The 14,353-nt window shown below is 44.9% G+C and carries 10 protein-coding genes; 4 read left to right on the top strand and 6 right to left on the bottom strand.

From position 1 onward, the window contains the following. The 4 genes from gltB to mutY all read right to left on the bottom strand — a co-directional run bounded on the left by gltB (window position 1) and on the right by mutY (window position 7,996). Window positions 1–4,491 (bottom strand): glutamate synthase large subunit, encoded by a 4,491-nt coding sequence (gene gltB / locus L0U89_RS01630; RefSeq protein ID WP_234859913.1) that lies wholly within the window; start codon window positions 4,489–4,491, stop codon window positions 1–3. Between the two features lie 513 nt (window positions 4,492–5,004). Then, window positions 5,005–6,354: a gliding motility-associated protein GldE gene (gene gldE, locus L0U89_RS01625; RefSeq protein ID WP_234859912.1), complete on the bottom strand. Its 1,350-nt coding sequence runs from the start codon at window positions 6,352–6,354 to the stop codon at window positions 5,005–5,007. Window positions 6,355–6,417: 63 nt separating this feature from the next. Further along, window positions 6,418–6,864 (bottom strand): single-stranded DNA-binding protein, encoded by a 447-nt coding sequence (locus tag L0U89_RS01620; protein WP_234859911.1) that lies wholly within the window; start codon window positions 6,862–6,864, stop codon window positions 6,418–6,420. A 52-nt stretch (window positions 6,865–6,916) separates the two neighbouring features. Continuing rightward, a complete protein-coding gene (gene mutY, locus L0U89_RS01615; protein WP_234859910.1) occupies window positions 6,917–7,996 on the bottom strand; it encodes an A/G-specific adenine glycosylase in 1,080 nt (359 codons plus the stop codon). A gap of 155 nt (window positions 7,997–8,151) precedes the next feature. Here mutY and L0U89_RS01610 point away from each other — a divergent pair, with 155 nt between their 5' ends. The 4 genes from L0U89_RS01610 (at window position 8,152) to L0U89_RS01595 (ending at window position 12,723) form a co-directional block, all read left to right on the top strand. Next, entirely contained in the window at window positions 8,152–8,463 is a 312-nt protein-coding gene (locus L0U89_RS01610) for an HU family DNA-binding protein (protein WP_008630965.1), read from the top strand. Between the two features lie 18 nt (window positions 8,464–8,481). Then, complete coding sequence (locus L0U89_RS01605) at window positions 8,482–9,300, top strand: tetratricopeptide repeat protein (protein ID WP_234859909.1); 819 nt, start codon at window positions 8,482–8,484, stop codon at window positions 9,298–9,300. Window positions 9,301–9,483: 183 nt separating this feature from the next. Then, a complete protein-coding gene (locus L0U89_RS01600; protein ID WP_234859908.1) occupies window positions 9,484–11,055 on the top strand; it encodes an Rne/Rng family ribonuclease in 1,572 nt (523 codons plus the stop codon). Between the two features lie 90 nt (window positions 11,056–11,145). After that, window positions 11,146–12,723, top strand: a complete 1,578-nt coding sequence (locus L0U89_RS01595; RefSeq protein WP_234859907.1) for a PQQ-binding-like beta-propeller repeat protein — start codon at window positions 11,146–11,148, stop codon at window positions 12,721–12,723. Window positions 12,724–12,877: 154 nt separating this feature from the next. Here L0U89_RS01595 and L0U89_RS01590 read toward each other — a convergent pair whose 3' ends face one another. Together L0U89_RS01590 and L0U89_RS01585 are read right to left on the bottom strand one after the other, a co-directional pair. Beyond that, a complete protein-coding gene (locus L0U89_RS01590) occupies window positions 12,878–13,339 on the bottom strand; it encodes a YehS family protein (RefSeq protein ID WP_234859906.1) in 462 nt (153 codons plus the stop codon). Window positions 13,340–13,530: 191 nt separating this feature from the next. Next, window positions 13,531–14,262 carry an SIMPL domain-containing protein gene (locus L0U89_RS01585; protein WP_234859905.1) on the bottom strand — a complete coding sequence of 244 codons (732 nt, stop codon included), beginning with the start codon at window positions 14,260–14,262 and terminating at the stop codon, window positions 13,531–13,533. Window positions 14,263–14,353: the final 91 nt, after the last annotated feature.

Here is a 14,353-nt window from a genome sequence, read left to right as displayed (position 1 = left end):
TTATACCAATGTTGTAGATTTCTGCAATGCCCTTTTTCTCAATACTTCCTTGTAATCCCTCGGGATGACCTTGATGAATTTCTCCCTGTATTCATTCCAATTCTGAAGAAATTCATCGGCCAGTTGGCTTCTTGTCAGGGAAACATGCTTGTTGAGCTGTTCTTTGATCGTCACAAAATCATCCTCATTGAGCGGATCCAAATCGACCATTTCCTGATTGATCAAGTGAATGTAATCCTTCAAGATATAGGCGATTCCACCACTCATTCCGGCTCCGAAGTTTCTGCCGATTTCACCGAGGTTGATCACCAATCCACCCGTCATATATTCGCAGCCGTGGTCTCCAATACCTTCGATGACAGCCTGTACGCCGGAGTTTCTGACGCAGAAACGTTCCCCACCTTTGCCGTTGATATAAGCCTCGCCGGAAGTAGCTCCGTAAAAGGCCACATTGCCGATGATGATGTTTTCCGAGGCATTGAAAGTTGCATTTCGGCTTGGGTAAATAATCAATTTACCGCCGGAAAGCCCTTTCCCAAAATAGTCATTGGATTCGCCTTCCAGTTCGAAAGTCACTCCTTTGGTCAGGAAACCACCAAATGTCTGTCCCGCCGAACCCACAAAGGTGTAGTGAATCGTATCGTCGGGCAATCCAGGGCTTCCGTAGATTTTGGAGATTTCATTGGAAAGCATGGCCCCGACTGTTCGGTCCGTGTTGGCGATTTTGAAATGGCCACGCACTTCATTTGCCTGCTCCAATGCGGGTATCGCTTGCTGGATCAACTGCCTGTCAAGGACGTTTTTCAACTCAAATTCTTGGTCAATCTGCTTGTGGATACCCACATGGTCAGGAACTTCGACCTTATGGAAAATCGGGCTAAGATCCAGCTTGTCCCATTTCCAATGGTTCAGATGGCCAGTGGATTTCAATACATCGCTTTGACCGACCATTTCATTGATCGTCCTAAACCCAAGTGAAGCCATAATTTCCCGGAGGTCCTGCGCCAGGAATCGGAAGAAGTTAACGACATGGTCTGGGTCTCCGGTGAATAGTTTCCTCAACTCTGGATTCTGTGTCGCTATTCCAACCGGGCAGGTATTCAGATGGCATTTTCGCATCATGATGCAGCCCTCGACCACCAGTGCTCCAGTAGAAATGCCCCATTCCTCGGCTCCGAGAAGTGTGGCTATAGCGATATCTCTCCCGGTTCTCAACTGACCGTCGGTTTGTAGCGTAACCCGGCTTCTGAGATTATTTTTCACCAAGGTCTGATGGGCTTCCGAAAGGCCCAGCTCCCAAGGCAAACCCGCGTGCCGAATCGAGCTCAGCGGTGAAGCCCCGGTACCTCCATCGGCACCCGAGATCAAGATCACATCGGCCATGGCTTTGGCCACGCCGGCTGCGACTGTCCCAACCCCCGCCTGCGCGACCAATTTGACATTGATGCGGGCTTTTCGGTTGGCATTTTTAAGGTCAAATATCAATTGGGCCAAGTCCTCAATCGAGTAAATATCATGGTGCGGCGGTGGGGAAATCAATCCGACGCCGGGCGTAGAATGCCTTACACGCCCGATCCAGTCGTCCACTTTGTGTCCGGGAAGCTGACCTCCCTCTCCAGGCTTCGCTCCCTGTGCCATCTTGATTTGGAGCTCCTCTGCGTGTGTCAGGTAGTTACTCGTGACGCCAAATCTACCGGAAGCTACTTGTTTGATAGCAGATCTTTCCCAGTCTCCGTTTTCTTTCCGCGCAAATCTGATTTCGTCTTCACCTCCCTCCCCACTGTTGCTTTTGGCGCCGATACGGTTCATGGCTATCGCCAATGTAGAATGCGCCTCATGTGAAATGGAGCCAAAGGACATCGCGCCTGTCGCGAAGCGCTTGAGGATGGATTCGACCGGCTCGACCTCCTCAATTGGAATCGAAATCCTTTTCTTGAATTCAAAAAGTCCCCTGAGGGTCAAAGCATCTTTGGTTTGCTCGTTGATTTTCTGGGCAAACTTCTTGTAAAGCCCGTAATCATTGAGCTTGGTGGATTTTTGCAGCAAGTGGATAGTCTCCGGATTGAAGAGGTGCATTTCGCCCCGTCTTTTCCATTGGTACACACCACCCGATTCCAAGATCGGACTCTCCGTTTGGTAGGCCGCGTGGTGTCTCACCAAGACTTCCTCGGCGAGCTCATCAAAACCAATTCCCGAAATCCTGCTGATCGTGCCTTTGAAACACCTGTCGATGACCTCAGGGCCCAATCCAAGCGCTTCAAATATCTGGGCGCCTTGGTAAGACTGAAGCGTACTGATGCCCATTTTGGACAGCACTTTCAAAAGGCCGTTCCCGATTGCTTTTTGGTAATTGTAGAAAAGCTGGCTTTGGGGCAAATCCTTTGCATAGGCTCCCTTTTCATTGAGATAAAGCAAGGATTCCAACGCTAAGTAAGGATTGATCGCCGAAGCACCGTAGCCGATGACGGTCGCAAAATGGTGTGTCTCTCGGATGTCGCCAGCCTCTACAACAAGCCCTGCCCTGGTGCGAAGTTTCTTTTTCACCAAATGGTGATGAACAGCGCCTATAGCCAAGAGGCTTGGAATCGGAGCTTTGGATTCCGTACTGTTGCGATCGGAGATGATAATGATGTTTTTACCAGCGTAGATCGCTCCCTCCGCCTCCCGGCACAGTTGGTTCAATGCCTCCAAAAGCCTTCCGGGCTGATGATCTGCATCGAAATGTGCATAAAGCGTCACGGTACGGTAGCCCTGGTCTTCCAAATGTTTGATTTTCTCCAAATCCTCGTTGAGCAACACAGGCTGGGAAATATGGATTTGACGCGTATGGCGTGGGCTTTCTGCGAGGATATTGTGGCTTTCCCCAATTCTTGTAAATAGCGACATCACCAATCTTTCCCGGATTGGGTCGATCGGCGGGTTGCTTACTTGGGCAAAAAGCTGCTTGAAGTAATTAGATATGTGTTGGCTTTGCTTCGACAATACTGCCAACGGCGTATCCGCACCCATGGACCCGACGGCCTCATAACCTGTTTCCCCCATCGGTGTCAAAATCACTTTTAGATCCTCGGAAGTGTAGCCAAAAACCGTCTGTCTCCTTTTGATGTCCTCCGTGGAATATGGGTGCTCCAATTTTTCAGGATCTGGCATCATCCTGAGCTTGAGCCTTTCTTCGCGTACCCAATCTTCATAGGGTTTATTATCACATACAGAGGATTTGATTTCCTCATCGAAGGAAATCTTCCCTTTTTGAAGGTCTGCCCAAAGCATCCTTCCTGGGCTGATGCGGCCTTTCTCTTTGATGGTGGACTCGCGTATCGGCAAAGCACCAGCCTCAGAGGACAGTATCAGCCTGTCATCGTTGGTGATAAAATACCGAAGCGGCCTTAGCCCATTTCGGTCCAATGTAGCTCCAAGGGACTTCCCATCCGTAAAAAGCAAAGCAGCTGGACCATCCCAAGGCTCCATGAGCGAAGCGTGGAATTTGTAAAATGCCTTTCGGTCCTTGTCCATCATCTGATTGTCCTGCCAAGCCTCGGGCACCATCATCATCATCACGTGTGGCAAAGAGCGACCACTCAAGGTCAGCAATTCGACCATTGCGTCCAAATTGGCGGAATCCGAATTGGCCTTATTGGTAATAGGCATTAGCTTAGCAAGTTCATCATCCGAGAAATTCGCGGAGCGCATAAGCGTCTCTTTGGATTTCATTTTGTTGAGGTTCCCGCGGATCGTATTGATCTCCCCGTTGTGGGATAGGTATCGGAATGGCTGTGCAAGCCGCCAGTTTGGGAAAGTATTGGTCGAGAACCTCGAATGCACGATCGCCAAACCAGAGGTTATATTTTTGTTCGACAGGTCCTTGAAGAAAGGTAAAACCTGGTCAGTCCTCAGTTGGCCCTTATAAATGAGTGTAAAAGCAGAAAAGCTTGCAAAATAAAATTCTGAGTTAACCCCAGGTACCGCATTATTGATACACTTGGAAGCGTAGTTTCTGAGCACATAAAGTTTGCGCTCAAGTTCAATATCCCGTAGGCCTGCCTTGTGACGGACAAACACCATCTCGATATTCGGCATCACTACCAATGCCCCGGATCCCGGGACAGTCTCATCCACGGGTACATTCCTGTAGCCTATCAACTCAAAATTCAGTTCTTCTATAATCTTATTAAGCAGCTCTTTGGAGCGTTTAAACAACTGCCTGTTTTTTGGAAAAAATGTCATTCCGACACCATATTGTCCTTCTTCGGGTAGATTAAACCCAGCCCTTGAAGTGACGTCCCTCAAAAAAGTGTGTGGGATTTGAATCAGTATCCCCGCACCGTCGCCGGTTTTGGGATCACTACCTCTTCCTCCCCTGTGCTCCATATTGCTTAGCATATATAATGCATCGGAAATCGTCTCATGGCTTTTTTGGCCTTTGACATTTACTACCGCACCTATGCCGCAGGAATCACGCTCAAATTCCTCCCGATATAGTCCTTGATTCATTACAAATAGATTTAATAGGTTTTTGAGAATAAGTTGCGAATATTACAAAAAATTTTGTTTTTTTTAAAATTGCAATAATGTAATAGGTATAAAAATGCACAGTTTGCACATAAAATCACTGTTGTTTGAATTTTCAAAAAATTAACATTTGCCATTTTTTGATACCTCTTTTTCAAAAAAAGACAAAATGTTGCCGAATAACGGTCCAAAAATTCCTTCTTTTTACTTAAACCGAGAAGAATTCCCAAAATGAGGGTTTCGCAAAAAATTTTCGAATTTTTTTTCTGTGATTTTATGTGGCGGATTCGTTCATTACATTTATATTAAATGTCATTTAGATAAAAATATGGAATATTATTCTGAATAATGTCGATTCTCAGAATAAAAAAAATAGAAAAATCAGAAATTTGCCGCCGCAGTTAGATATCATTCCGCTAACTGAGTCCATTCACCAAACATTTGGAAAAAACCCAGTCAAGCCCAAGAATCTTTTTCACGTTTCGCTTATACACCCTAATCCATGTGATTGGAATCGTGGTCCTTTTCACCATCTAAAAGTCTAATTTTAACCTTCTTGATCTTTTTGGTATCCACCGCCAATATGGTGAATTCAAAGTTTTCAAAAACCAGCTTTGCGCCATTTTTCGGAAGTGCAGAATTGATTTCCAGGAGCAGACCGCCCAGTGATTCGCTTTCTCCCTTTACTTCTTCAAATATCTGCGGGTCAATCTCCAGCTTTTTGCAAAAATCATTCAGAGAAATCCGGCCTTCAAACACGAATGTGTTCGGGTCAATTTCCTTAAAGAAAAAGTCATCCACGTCATCAAATTCATCATTGATCTCCCCGATGATTTCCTCAATGAGATCCTCCAATGTCACAAGACCCGAGGTACCGCCATATTCATCCACGACGATGGCCATGTGGATTCTCTTGCGCTGAAAATCCTTCAAAAGCGTATCTACCTTTTTGTTTTCCGGCACAAACAAGGTCTTCCTTATAAGGCTTTGCCATTCAAAGTGCTCATCCTCATCGACATGTGGAAGAAGGTCTTTGATATAAAGGATTCCTTCGACATTATCGATCGTTTCCCGGAAAACCGGAATCCTGGAATACCCGCTCTTGTTGATCTTGTCCATGAGCTCGTGGAAATCGGTCCCGTATTCCACGGCTGTAATCTCCAGCCTTGACTTCATTACCTGCCTGACGGCCAGGGTGCCAAAATTCACAATTCCTTTCAGGATTTCTTTTTCTTCCTCTGATGTGTCGTCGGAGGTTATTTCAAGTGCTTGGTTAAGTTCATCAACCGAAAGTGAGTAACCTTTCTTTTGGATTCTTTTTTCTATTACATTGCTGATACCCATCAGGAAAAATGAAAGCGGCCTTACAAGCACGGAAAAGAAGTAGATAAATGGCGCCATCATCAAAGAAAACGGGACCTTGGCCTTTGTGGCATACACCTTGGGCACGATTTCCCCGAAAAAAACAATCGCAAAAGTCACTCCAATGGTTTGGATGAGGACGATGACTATACCCGTAGCACCCGAGCCAAAAACCGTCCAAGTCACGAAAGTCGTCAGTGTCACAATCGCGATGTTGACGAGGTTATTGAGTATAAGGACCGTGCTGAGGAGCGACTTCGGATGATCAACGAGCTGAATCACTTTTCGAGCGCGTGGATTACGCTCTTCATCCATTGCTGCAATATCATCGGAATTGAGTGAAAAAAAGGCAACTTCTGAGCCGGATATGAGACCGGAAGCAATCAGTAGCAATATGAAAATGATTGCGTTGATAACAAAATAACTGGCAGAAATGGAGTTCATTTCCGCCAGCAATATAAGACTCGGGTATGGATCGTCCATTAAAGCGTGAAGATGATATGCGCAAAAATAGCGAAATCAAACTCAATTCTTCAACAAATTGATTTAGAAGGGCAAATCATCATCGTCCATGGATGCATCTGCCACCTGTGGCATCTCTCCTCCGGATGGTTTTTGAGCATAGCCGCCTGTCGAAGAGCCAGTACCGCCGGTCCCCTCCGGCTTGCCCCCGAGCATGGTGAAATTCTGAACCCTAATCCTGACTTTCTTCCGATTGTTTCCCTGTTCGTCTTGCCATGTGTCGGATTTGATTTTTCCCTCCACATACAATTGCATACCCTTTTTTAGGTATTGTTCGGCGATTCTCGCCTGACCGTCCCACACTTCCAAATCATGCCACTCGGTGCTTTCAATACGGTTGCCATTCCGGTCTTTGTACGCCTCGGTTGTCGCCAAACGAAGATTTGCAACCACCTTATCTCCTTCGAGATGTTTCACCTCTGGGTCTGCACCAAGGTGTCCGACCAATATTACTTTATTGACTCCAGCCATAATGTTTGATTGTTTAAATGATTGACTAAAAAACCTCGGATAAGTTAATAGTTTATTTTTCTCCGTTCAAATATTTGAGCAATAATCTTGGTTTTCCCAAGCTTTCCAGTTGATCTACATGAACAAGCTTGAATCCATTCTGCTCCGTCCAGTTTTTGAGAGCTGGGAATCCGACATCGCTTACTTCGAACCTTACAAAGCTGGCAAAAATCCTTTGATGGGTAAGGATATGTTTGAACCAATGACGTTCATCTTCGACAACCAATGTCCCAAATTCTCTAAGTTCCCCGAATACATGCGACTCTATCCACTCCCTTTGTGGAAGTAGGGCGGTTTCCACCAAGGGGAAATCATGCAATCCCTGCCATATGTCTCCTTCGCCTCGCTGCTTCATTACCAGATAATCACCACATGTGACATGTCCGTATATAAAAAAGCGCTCCTTTATTTTCGTCTTGTTTACTTTGATAGGAAGTTCGCCTACCATATTTGTTGCGTATGCAAAGCATCCATCTCGCAGGGGACAGGCGTTACAGTCAGGGTTAATAGGCACACATTGCAGGGCGCCAAACTCCATGATCGCTTGGTTGTATTCACCGGGATTTTCTTTGGCTATGAGTGTGTTGGCGAGTGCTTGAAATTGTTTTTTTCCAAGTGAGCTATTGATGTCTTCAGAGATTCCGAAATGCCTCGAGAGCACACGGAACACATTACCATCCACGACCGCGACTGGCTCATCGAAGGCAAAAGACGCAATCGCCGCGGCAGTATAACTTCCTATGCCCTTCAGTTTGGCAAGTTCCACGCTATTGGCTGGAAATTCCCCATTGTAATTGTGGACAATCTGATTGGCGCATATATGCATGTTTCTCGCCCTGCTGTAATAGCCCAAGCCCTGCCACATACGCAGTATTTCGTCCAAAGGGGCTGTGGCAAAAGATTGGACATCAGGGTACTTTTCAAGGAATTTCTCAAAATAGGGAAGCCCTTGAGCCACCCGGGTTTGTTGCAGGATTATTTCGGAAAGCCAAATGATATATGGGTCTTTCGTGTTGCGCCATGGCAAATCACGTTTGGAATGACCATACCAATTTAATATTCTTCCGACAAATGCTTCTTTATTCAAAATCAATGATAATCAATAGGTTAAGACCAGCGCAAACAATTCAATCTAATTTTGGACATTTTGTTTTTTAATTGAATCGCATCCCATAAATTTGCAGTCCCAAAAATAGTTGGTTAATAGCTTGTTAAGCTTGTTCGTAAATAATTTAAATTCATTCAACAGTGACTAAGGCAGAAGTAATCACCAAGATTTCGGAAAAGACCGGGATTCAAAAAGACGATGTGACTCAAACCGTTGAGGCTTTCTTCAAAGTGGTAAAGGATTCCATGGCTGAAGGGGAAAATATCTATGTGAGAGGTTTTGGAAGCTTCATCAACAAGAAGAGAGCGAAGAAAATCGCAAGAAACATTTCTAAAAATACAGCTATCGTGATCGATGAGCACTTTGTGCCATCATTCAAGCCTTCCAAAGTTTTCATCGAAAAAATCAAGGGAAGCAAAAAAATCAAAGAACTTGAGCCTCAGGAGGATTAATTCCTGAAGCTTTTGCCTATGAAAAAAGCCCAAGTCATCGCCGTAGTTTTTGCCGTCATCTTTGTAGGGGGATTATACTCTTTGCCGAGGGTGGTGGTGGACAACGAGGAAAGCGGGGCAGCCTTGCAGGAATCAGGCACGGAGGAGCAGTCCTCTGCGCTCAACCAAATGCATGATGCGCCGATGGACGCAGATGACAGGGCAAGCTTGGATCAGTTTCAGCAGTCCTTTGAGGATGCCAGTCCGGAAGAATCCCTGGGAATCGCCGAAAAAATAGGCGAGATTTACTCCAAGGCAGGCAAATATGATTCTGCCGCATACTTCTTGGACTTGGCCGCGGATCGGACTTCAAACCCTGAGAGTTGGGAGAAAGCAGGTACTGCTTATTATGAAGCATTTACCTTTGCGCTCAATGAACAAAAAATGAGTTTTTTGGCCGAAAAGACCAGAAACTACTTAAACAAAGTTTTGGAAAAAGATCCAAAACGCTTGGACCTCAAGACAAAAGTGGCCATGACGTATGTATCTTCCGCGAATCCGATGCAAGGTATCACAATGCTTCGTGAGGTTCTGGAGGAAGACCCGACCAATGCCGACGGTCTTTACAACATGGGCGTCCTGTCCATGCAATCGGGCCAATACAAAAAAGCCGCGGAACGGTTTGAAGAACTTGTCAAATACCACCCTGAACATATCCAAGGGCAGTTTTATTTGGGAGTCAGCTACTTTGAGTCCAAGCAAAACAACAAAGCAAAAAAGCAATTTCAGGAAGTCCAAGGCATGACGCAGGATCCGATGATCCTATCGAGTGTGGAGAGCTACTTGGGAAGGCTATAAAATAATTGTTCCACTTAAATCTTTAAAAACTATGCCTTGCGGTAAGAAAAGAAAGAGACATAAAATCGCTACGCACAAGCGTAAGAAAAGACTGAGAAAAAACAGACATAAGAAGAAGTAATACACTTCTTCTTTTTGAGTTTTTACACTACCCGTTCATTTAAATCCTAAAAACAGACACGATTGAGCACAGAATTAGTAATTGATTCGTCTCAAAACGGTAGTCGCATTGCCCTTCTCAAAGACAAAAACCTGGTTGAAATCCACTCAGAAGGTGGGGAAAACCAGTTTAAGGTTGGGGATATTTATTTGGGTACTGTCCGTAAAATCGTCAATGGGCTCAATGCAGCATTCATCGACGTAGGCTATGAAAAAGACGCCTTCCTGCATTACCAGGATTTGGGTCCACAGATCAACAGCCTAAACAAGTTTATCAAGCTTGTCCGGAACAACAACTATCCAAATCACAACCTGAAGGGGTTTGAGAGGGAACCTGATATCGAAAAGCTGGGGAAAATCTCCTCGGTTTTGACCAAAGGAAATCAGGTATTGGTACAAGTGGTCAAAGAACCCATCTCTACCAAAGGCCCGCGACTATCCTGTGAGCTCTCCATTGCAGGTCGCTATTTGGTTTTGGTGCCGTTTTCCGACACGGTCAACGTATCCAAAAAAATCCGAAGTGCCGAAGAAAGAAAAAGGCTGGTTCGCTTAATTACCTCCATCAAGCCAGCCAATTTCGGCGTGATCATCCGCACCGTGGCCGAGGGACAGTCCGTCACCGAACTGGACAAGGACCTCCGCAACCTTCTCACCACTTGGGAAGATGGGATGAAAAAACTCCTCAAAGCCAAAGGGCGCGACAAAGTAATCGGAGAAATGAGTATGGCATCCTCCATCATCAGGGACCTACTCAACGAATCGTTCGACGCAATCACCGTAGAGGATGAATTGGTCTATGATCAAATCAGGTCTTACATCAGGTCTATTGCCCCTGAAAAAGAAAAAATCGTAAAGCTTTACAACGGTAAAGCCAAGCTCTTTGAAAGTTTTGGAATTGAGAAGCAAATCAAAAGCTTGTTTGGACAGACGATAAGTCTCCCGCAGGGAGGATACCTTATCATCGAGCATACCGAAGCACTTCACGTCATTGACGTCAACAGTGGGAACAAGTCCAACCAAGAAAGCGACCAGGAAACGACTGCATTGAAGACCAACCTGGTAGCAGCCAAAGAAATTGCCCGACAATTGCGACTCCGCGACATGGGCGGTATCATCGTCATCGACTTCATCGACATGAAAAAGGCCGAAAACAAAAAGGCCATTTATGATGCGATGCGGGACGTTATGAAAGATGACCGCTCCAAGCATACCGTACTCCCGCTCAGCAAGTTTGGTCTCATGCAGATCACGAGGCAGCGGGTACGTCCGGAGGTCAACATTGTCACCAAAGAAACCTGTCCCGCATGTAATGGCACGGGTAAGATACAAGCTTCCATCCTCGTCGCCGATCAGCTCGAAAAAGATCTCGAGCATATGGTGACGATACAGAATGTTTCCAAAATCCACATTGGGCTGCACCCCTATCTGTATGCGTACTTCACGCATGGCTTGATTTCCAAGCGGGTGAACTGGTTTTTCAAATACTTCAAGTGGGTAAGACTGATCAAAGACTCTTCCCTCCCGGTGACGGAATACAAATTCCTGGATGACGCAGGAGAAGAAATAGAACTTCAAGTAAAAAGCGAGGCCGAGTAGGCTTCGTTTTTTTTTTAATTTTTCGATTAAATATTTTTTTAAGTCTTCAAAAAATGGTTTTTTAGGTCTTTGTTCCTATTCATTCGTCAAATGAGCAGTATTCTCCCCAAAAGAAAAATTTCTATAATAGTATTAGTCCTGTTTTTTGCGTTCCATGGTATGTCTCAAGACATGGGACTTGAAAAACGAGAGGTGCCAGTAGGGTTTTCATTTGTCGCCAATGACTCAATATACTCGACCGAGTTCAAGTTTGACAAAGCTATAACCCAGTATCAATTAGACACTGCACGCAATACCATCACCCTGAAGTTAAGAGATGTCCATAAATCAGGCAGGATTTTCTTAGATAGTGGCGTAATTCTCTTTTTCGATCTAACAAATGAAAAACTGAAATGGTCAAAGAAACTTGACTATAAGACAACAAACATCCTTCAATTTGAGGATTATTTACTAGAAACAAATCAAGCTCAAAGCTTTAGTTTGGATTTTGATTGCGGTGTGCGTTGGTGGGAGGCTACTGCAGATATTTATCATATTCATAAACCATCAAATCTAGGCTTTGGATATCCGTTCATAAAGCCAGGCAAAAAACCATCGAACGTACTCCAAGCTATAGACCTTCGAACTGGCAAAGAAAAATGGACGCGGGTAATTCATCGGGAATATGGATGGAATGAAGTATTGGAATTGAACGATTCAACCTTGGCAATTGCTGCCCAAGGAATTCAAACTGTAAACATCCATGACGGTAGTGGATGGGCTTACTATGCGACAACGGGCACTGCAAGACTCGACGGAGGAACGACTACAGCAATAAATGCACTTGGAATTGGAATCGGTTTATTGACTGGATTCTATACTGTGGGAGTCTCAAGCAATATTTTTACCGGTGTAGTGTCAAATTTACTACATCAGGATGGAAGACTATATATGACTTCATTTGAGGAAGTTGCGTGCTTAGACGCTGTTACCGGAAAAGTAATTTGGAAAAACCCACTCTACAAGTCTAAGGTAAGCGCAGGAAGGATATTCATAGAAAATGGTAAATTATATCAGATCAATCTTGGTAAAGTCGGTGTCGGAGGTAGCGCCGCAAAAATGGGACAACCCTATATTGCAACCTACGATTTGACGACGGGAAACCTAATTGAATTTATTGAATTACCAATTGGCGAATTTGTGATCGATTATCGTAACAATCATGATTACCTGGATCTGTTGCATAATCGCGGGATACTCCGTATCAACAAAAAAGATATCTCATTAACGGGCCAAATTGGCGTAAATGGGAAAGACAAGGCCATTAGCTTTTTTAACAATAATTTCTTCCTGAAATCCGAAAATCAATTCCAAAGCCTGGAGGCGCTCTATCCAGGTGCTTTTCTGATCCAAACTTCCGACTTGAATTTGATTGTGGTCAATGATAATCTTGAATTCACCGGCAGATTTCATCTTAGTGAACTTTATAAGGAAAGATTCACATACAACGACCATAAAATCATTGTAAACGGAAGTGATGTTTGGGTAATTGATTCTTTCCACAACCCGGTTGCAAAAATCAAGAACCTTGGTGAATTGGTGGTCGCAGAAAATCGCCTTCTGCTAATTCAAGACAATAGGGTTCAGAAAATTGATCTGGACAAACTATTGCGGAATACTGGTCAATGAGGGTCTAAGAAAAAAGTTTATAGTACTCTCGGTCGAAGATGAGCACGACAGGGAATGCACTGAAAATAGGATCCAAGACCCTCCAATCCCTTGAATTTTAGAAATGTAAATCGTAAAGAACCAATCAATTCTCTGACTTCGAGCATTGTTAAGCTTATTCCCCCCTAAATTTCATCTGCAGACCACGGAGGAAATAACGCAGGACTTGGTCCTTGCAGGGGCGGTATTGGCTTTGGCTCGGATTGCGGAAGATTGCACTGAGTTCGTGTTTGCTAAATCGGAACCCAATTAACCCGAGTATTTCCAAAATATCCTCATCCTTGAGTTCAAGGGCAATCTTTAGCTTCCGGAAGACTTGGTTGTTGTTGAGGCTTTTCTCGGGCAGGGGCTGCTCGCCTTCTTTTTTCCCACGCTTCAAGATGATGAATCCGTTGAGAAAAGCCGCCAAATCCTTGTCGTAGATCGGCTTGAAAGCCGGGTCCTCGTCTTTTTTCAACCAATTGCTGACTTCCTCCCGATTGGTTTGACGCCCACCTTTGGCAAAAAGGTCGATCATCTCAAAATCATTGAAGTCAAAGGTATAGCGCAGGATGCGGAGGGTATCGTTGTTGTTCATGAAGACTGGAAAATATGTGTTTGAAAACCAACAGATTAATCACCAGAAATGAAAATTCCGTCAGAGAAACGACGGAATTTACGTGAATTCCGTCAGTGAGGTGACGCATTTTACATAAATTCCGTCAGTAGGGAGTTCGTTTTGATACTGCGTGGCTTCAGGAGGAATGAAAGTTAGGGTCAGACTTGGGATTATTTCACCCCGTAGCTGAGGCGCATAGTGATGGATGCGGTTTTCTCCTTCGAAGAAGTATTGAAGGTGCCACCCCAAGAATAGTCCTCTGTGGAATTTTGTCCCGTAATCTGGAAAATCCCCATATTCGCTGAAATCAACCTGCCAAGATCCGAACCGGAGTTCTCCGCGATCTTCTCTGCACGGATACGTGCGTCTTCGGTAGCTTTGGAGATCATTTCAATCTTGAGACTTTCGAGTTGGGTATAGTAGTACCGTGGCGGTTGCGAATAGAACCTCACTCCTTGGAGCAGCAGCTCGGTAATCTCACGTGAAATCTTTTCCACTTTGTCGACTTCATTGGATTCGATCTGCAGGGATTGGTTGAGTTGGTAGCCAAGGAATGTCTGCCCCATGTAGTTGCCATTGGCGCTGTAGTTTTGGCGGTATTGGGGATTGGTATTGATGGCTTGGAAGATGATCTTCTCTTTTGGGATGCCCTTGCCAATCAGGTAGGCGGTAACCGCCTGCCGGTCTTTGTCCAACTCGGAATAGGCAGTTTTGATATCCATATTTTCCCGGCTGAAATTGCCCTCCCAAACGACAAGGTCTGAAGTGAAATTCTTTTGACCCAAGCCCGTCACTTCAATCGCGCCGGACTTCTTGTTGCGGTTGATGACCGCATTTCCCAAAATGGCGGCGGCGATGATGATCGCAAGCGCAAACAAGGCGGCGGCAAAGTTTCTTTTCATAGGAGTGTCTGGCGATGGGGTCTTTTTCATGAAATGTATGTGGCGGACAAGGATTGAATATAATCAATTTCCTGTTTGGAAGAAAACGAAT

The sequence above is a fragment of the Mariniradius sediminis genome (assembly GCF_021491425.1).
Classification (GTDB): domain Bacteria; phylum Bacteroidota; class Bacteroidia; order Cytophagales; family Cyclobacteriaceae; genus Mariniradius; species Mariniradius saccharolyticus.
Note: the sequence above shows the minus strand (reverse complement) of the source record. Positions and strands in the feature narration are given on the sequence as shown.

What these genes read in the sequence shown, in the direction of transcription:
- gltB (WP_234859913.1), bottom strand. Translation starts at nt 4,491, where the DNA reads ATGAATCAAGGACTATATCGGGAGGAATTTGAGCGTGATTCCTGCGGC.
- gldE (WP_234859912.1), bottom strand. Translation starts at nt 6,354, where the DNA reads ATGGACGATCCATACCCGAGTCTTATATTGCTGGCGGAAATGAACTCC.
- L0U89_RS01620 (WP_234859911.1), bottom strand. Translation starts at nt 6,864, where the DNA reads ATGGCTGGAGTCAATAAAGTAATATTGGTCGGACACCTTGGTGCAGAC.
- L0U89_RS01605 (WP_234859909.1), top strand. Translation starts at nt 8,482, where the DNA reads ATGAAAAAAGCCCAAGTCATCGCCGTAGTTTTTGCCGTCATCTTTGTA.
- L0U89_RS01595 (WP_234859907.1), top strand. Translation starts at nt 11,146, where the DNA reads ATGAGCAGTATTCTCCCCAAAAGAAAAATTTCTATAATAGTATTAGTC.
- L0U89_RS01590 (WP_234859906.1), bottom strand. Translation starts at nt 13,339, where the DNA reads ATGAACAACAACGATACCCTCCGCATCCTGCGCTATACCTTTGACTTC.
- L0U89_RS01585 (WP_234859905.1), bottom strand. Translation starts at nt 14,262, where the DNA reads ATGAAAAGAAACTTTGCCGCCGCCTTGTTTGCGCTTGCGATCATCATC.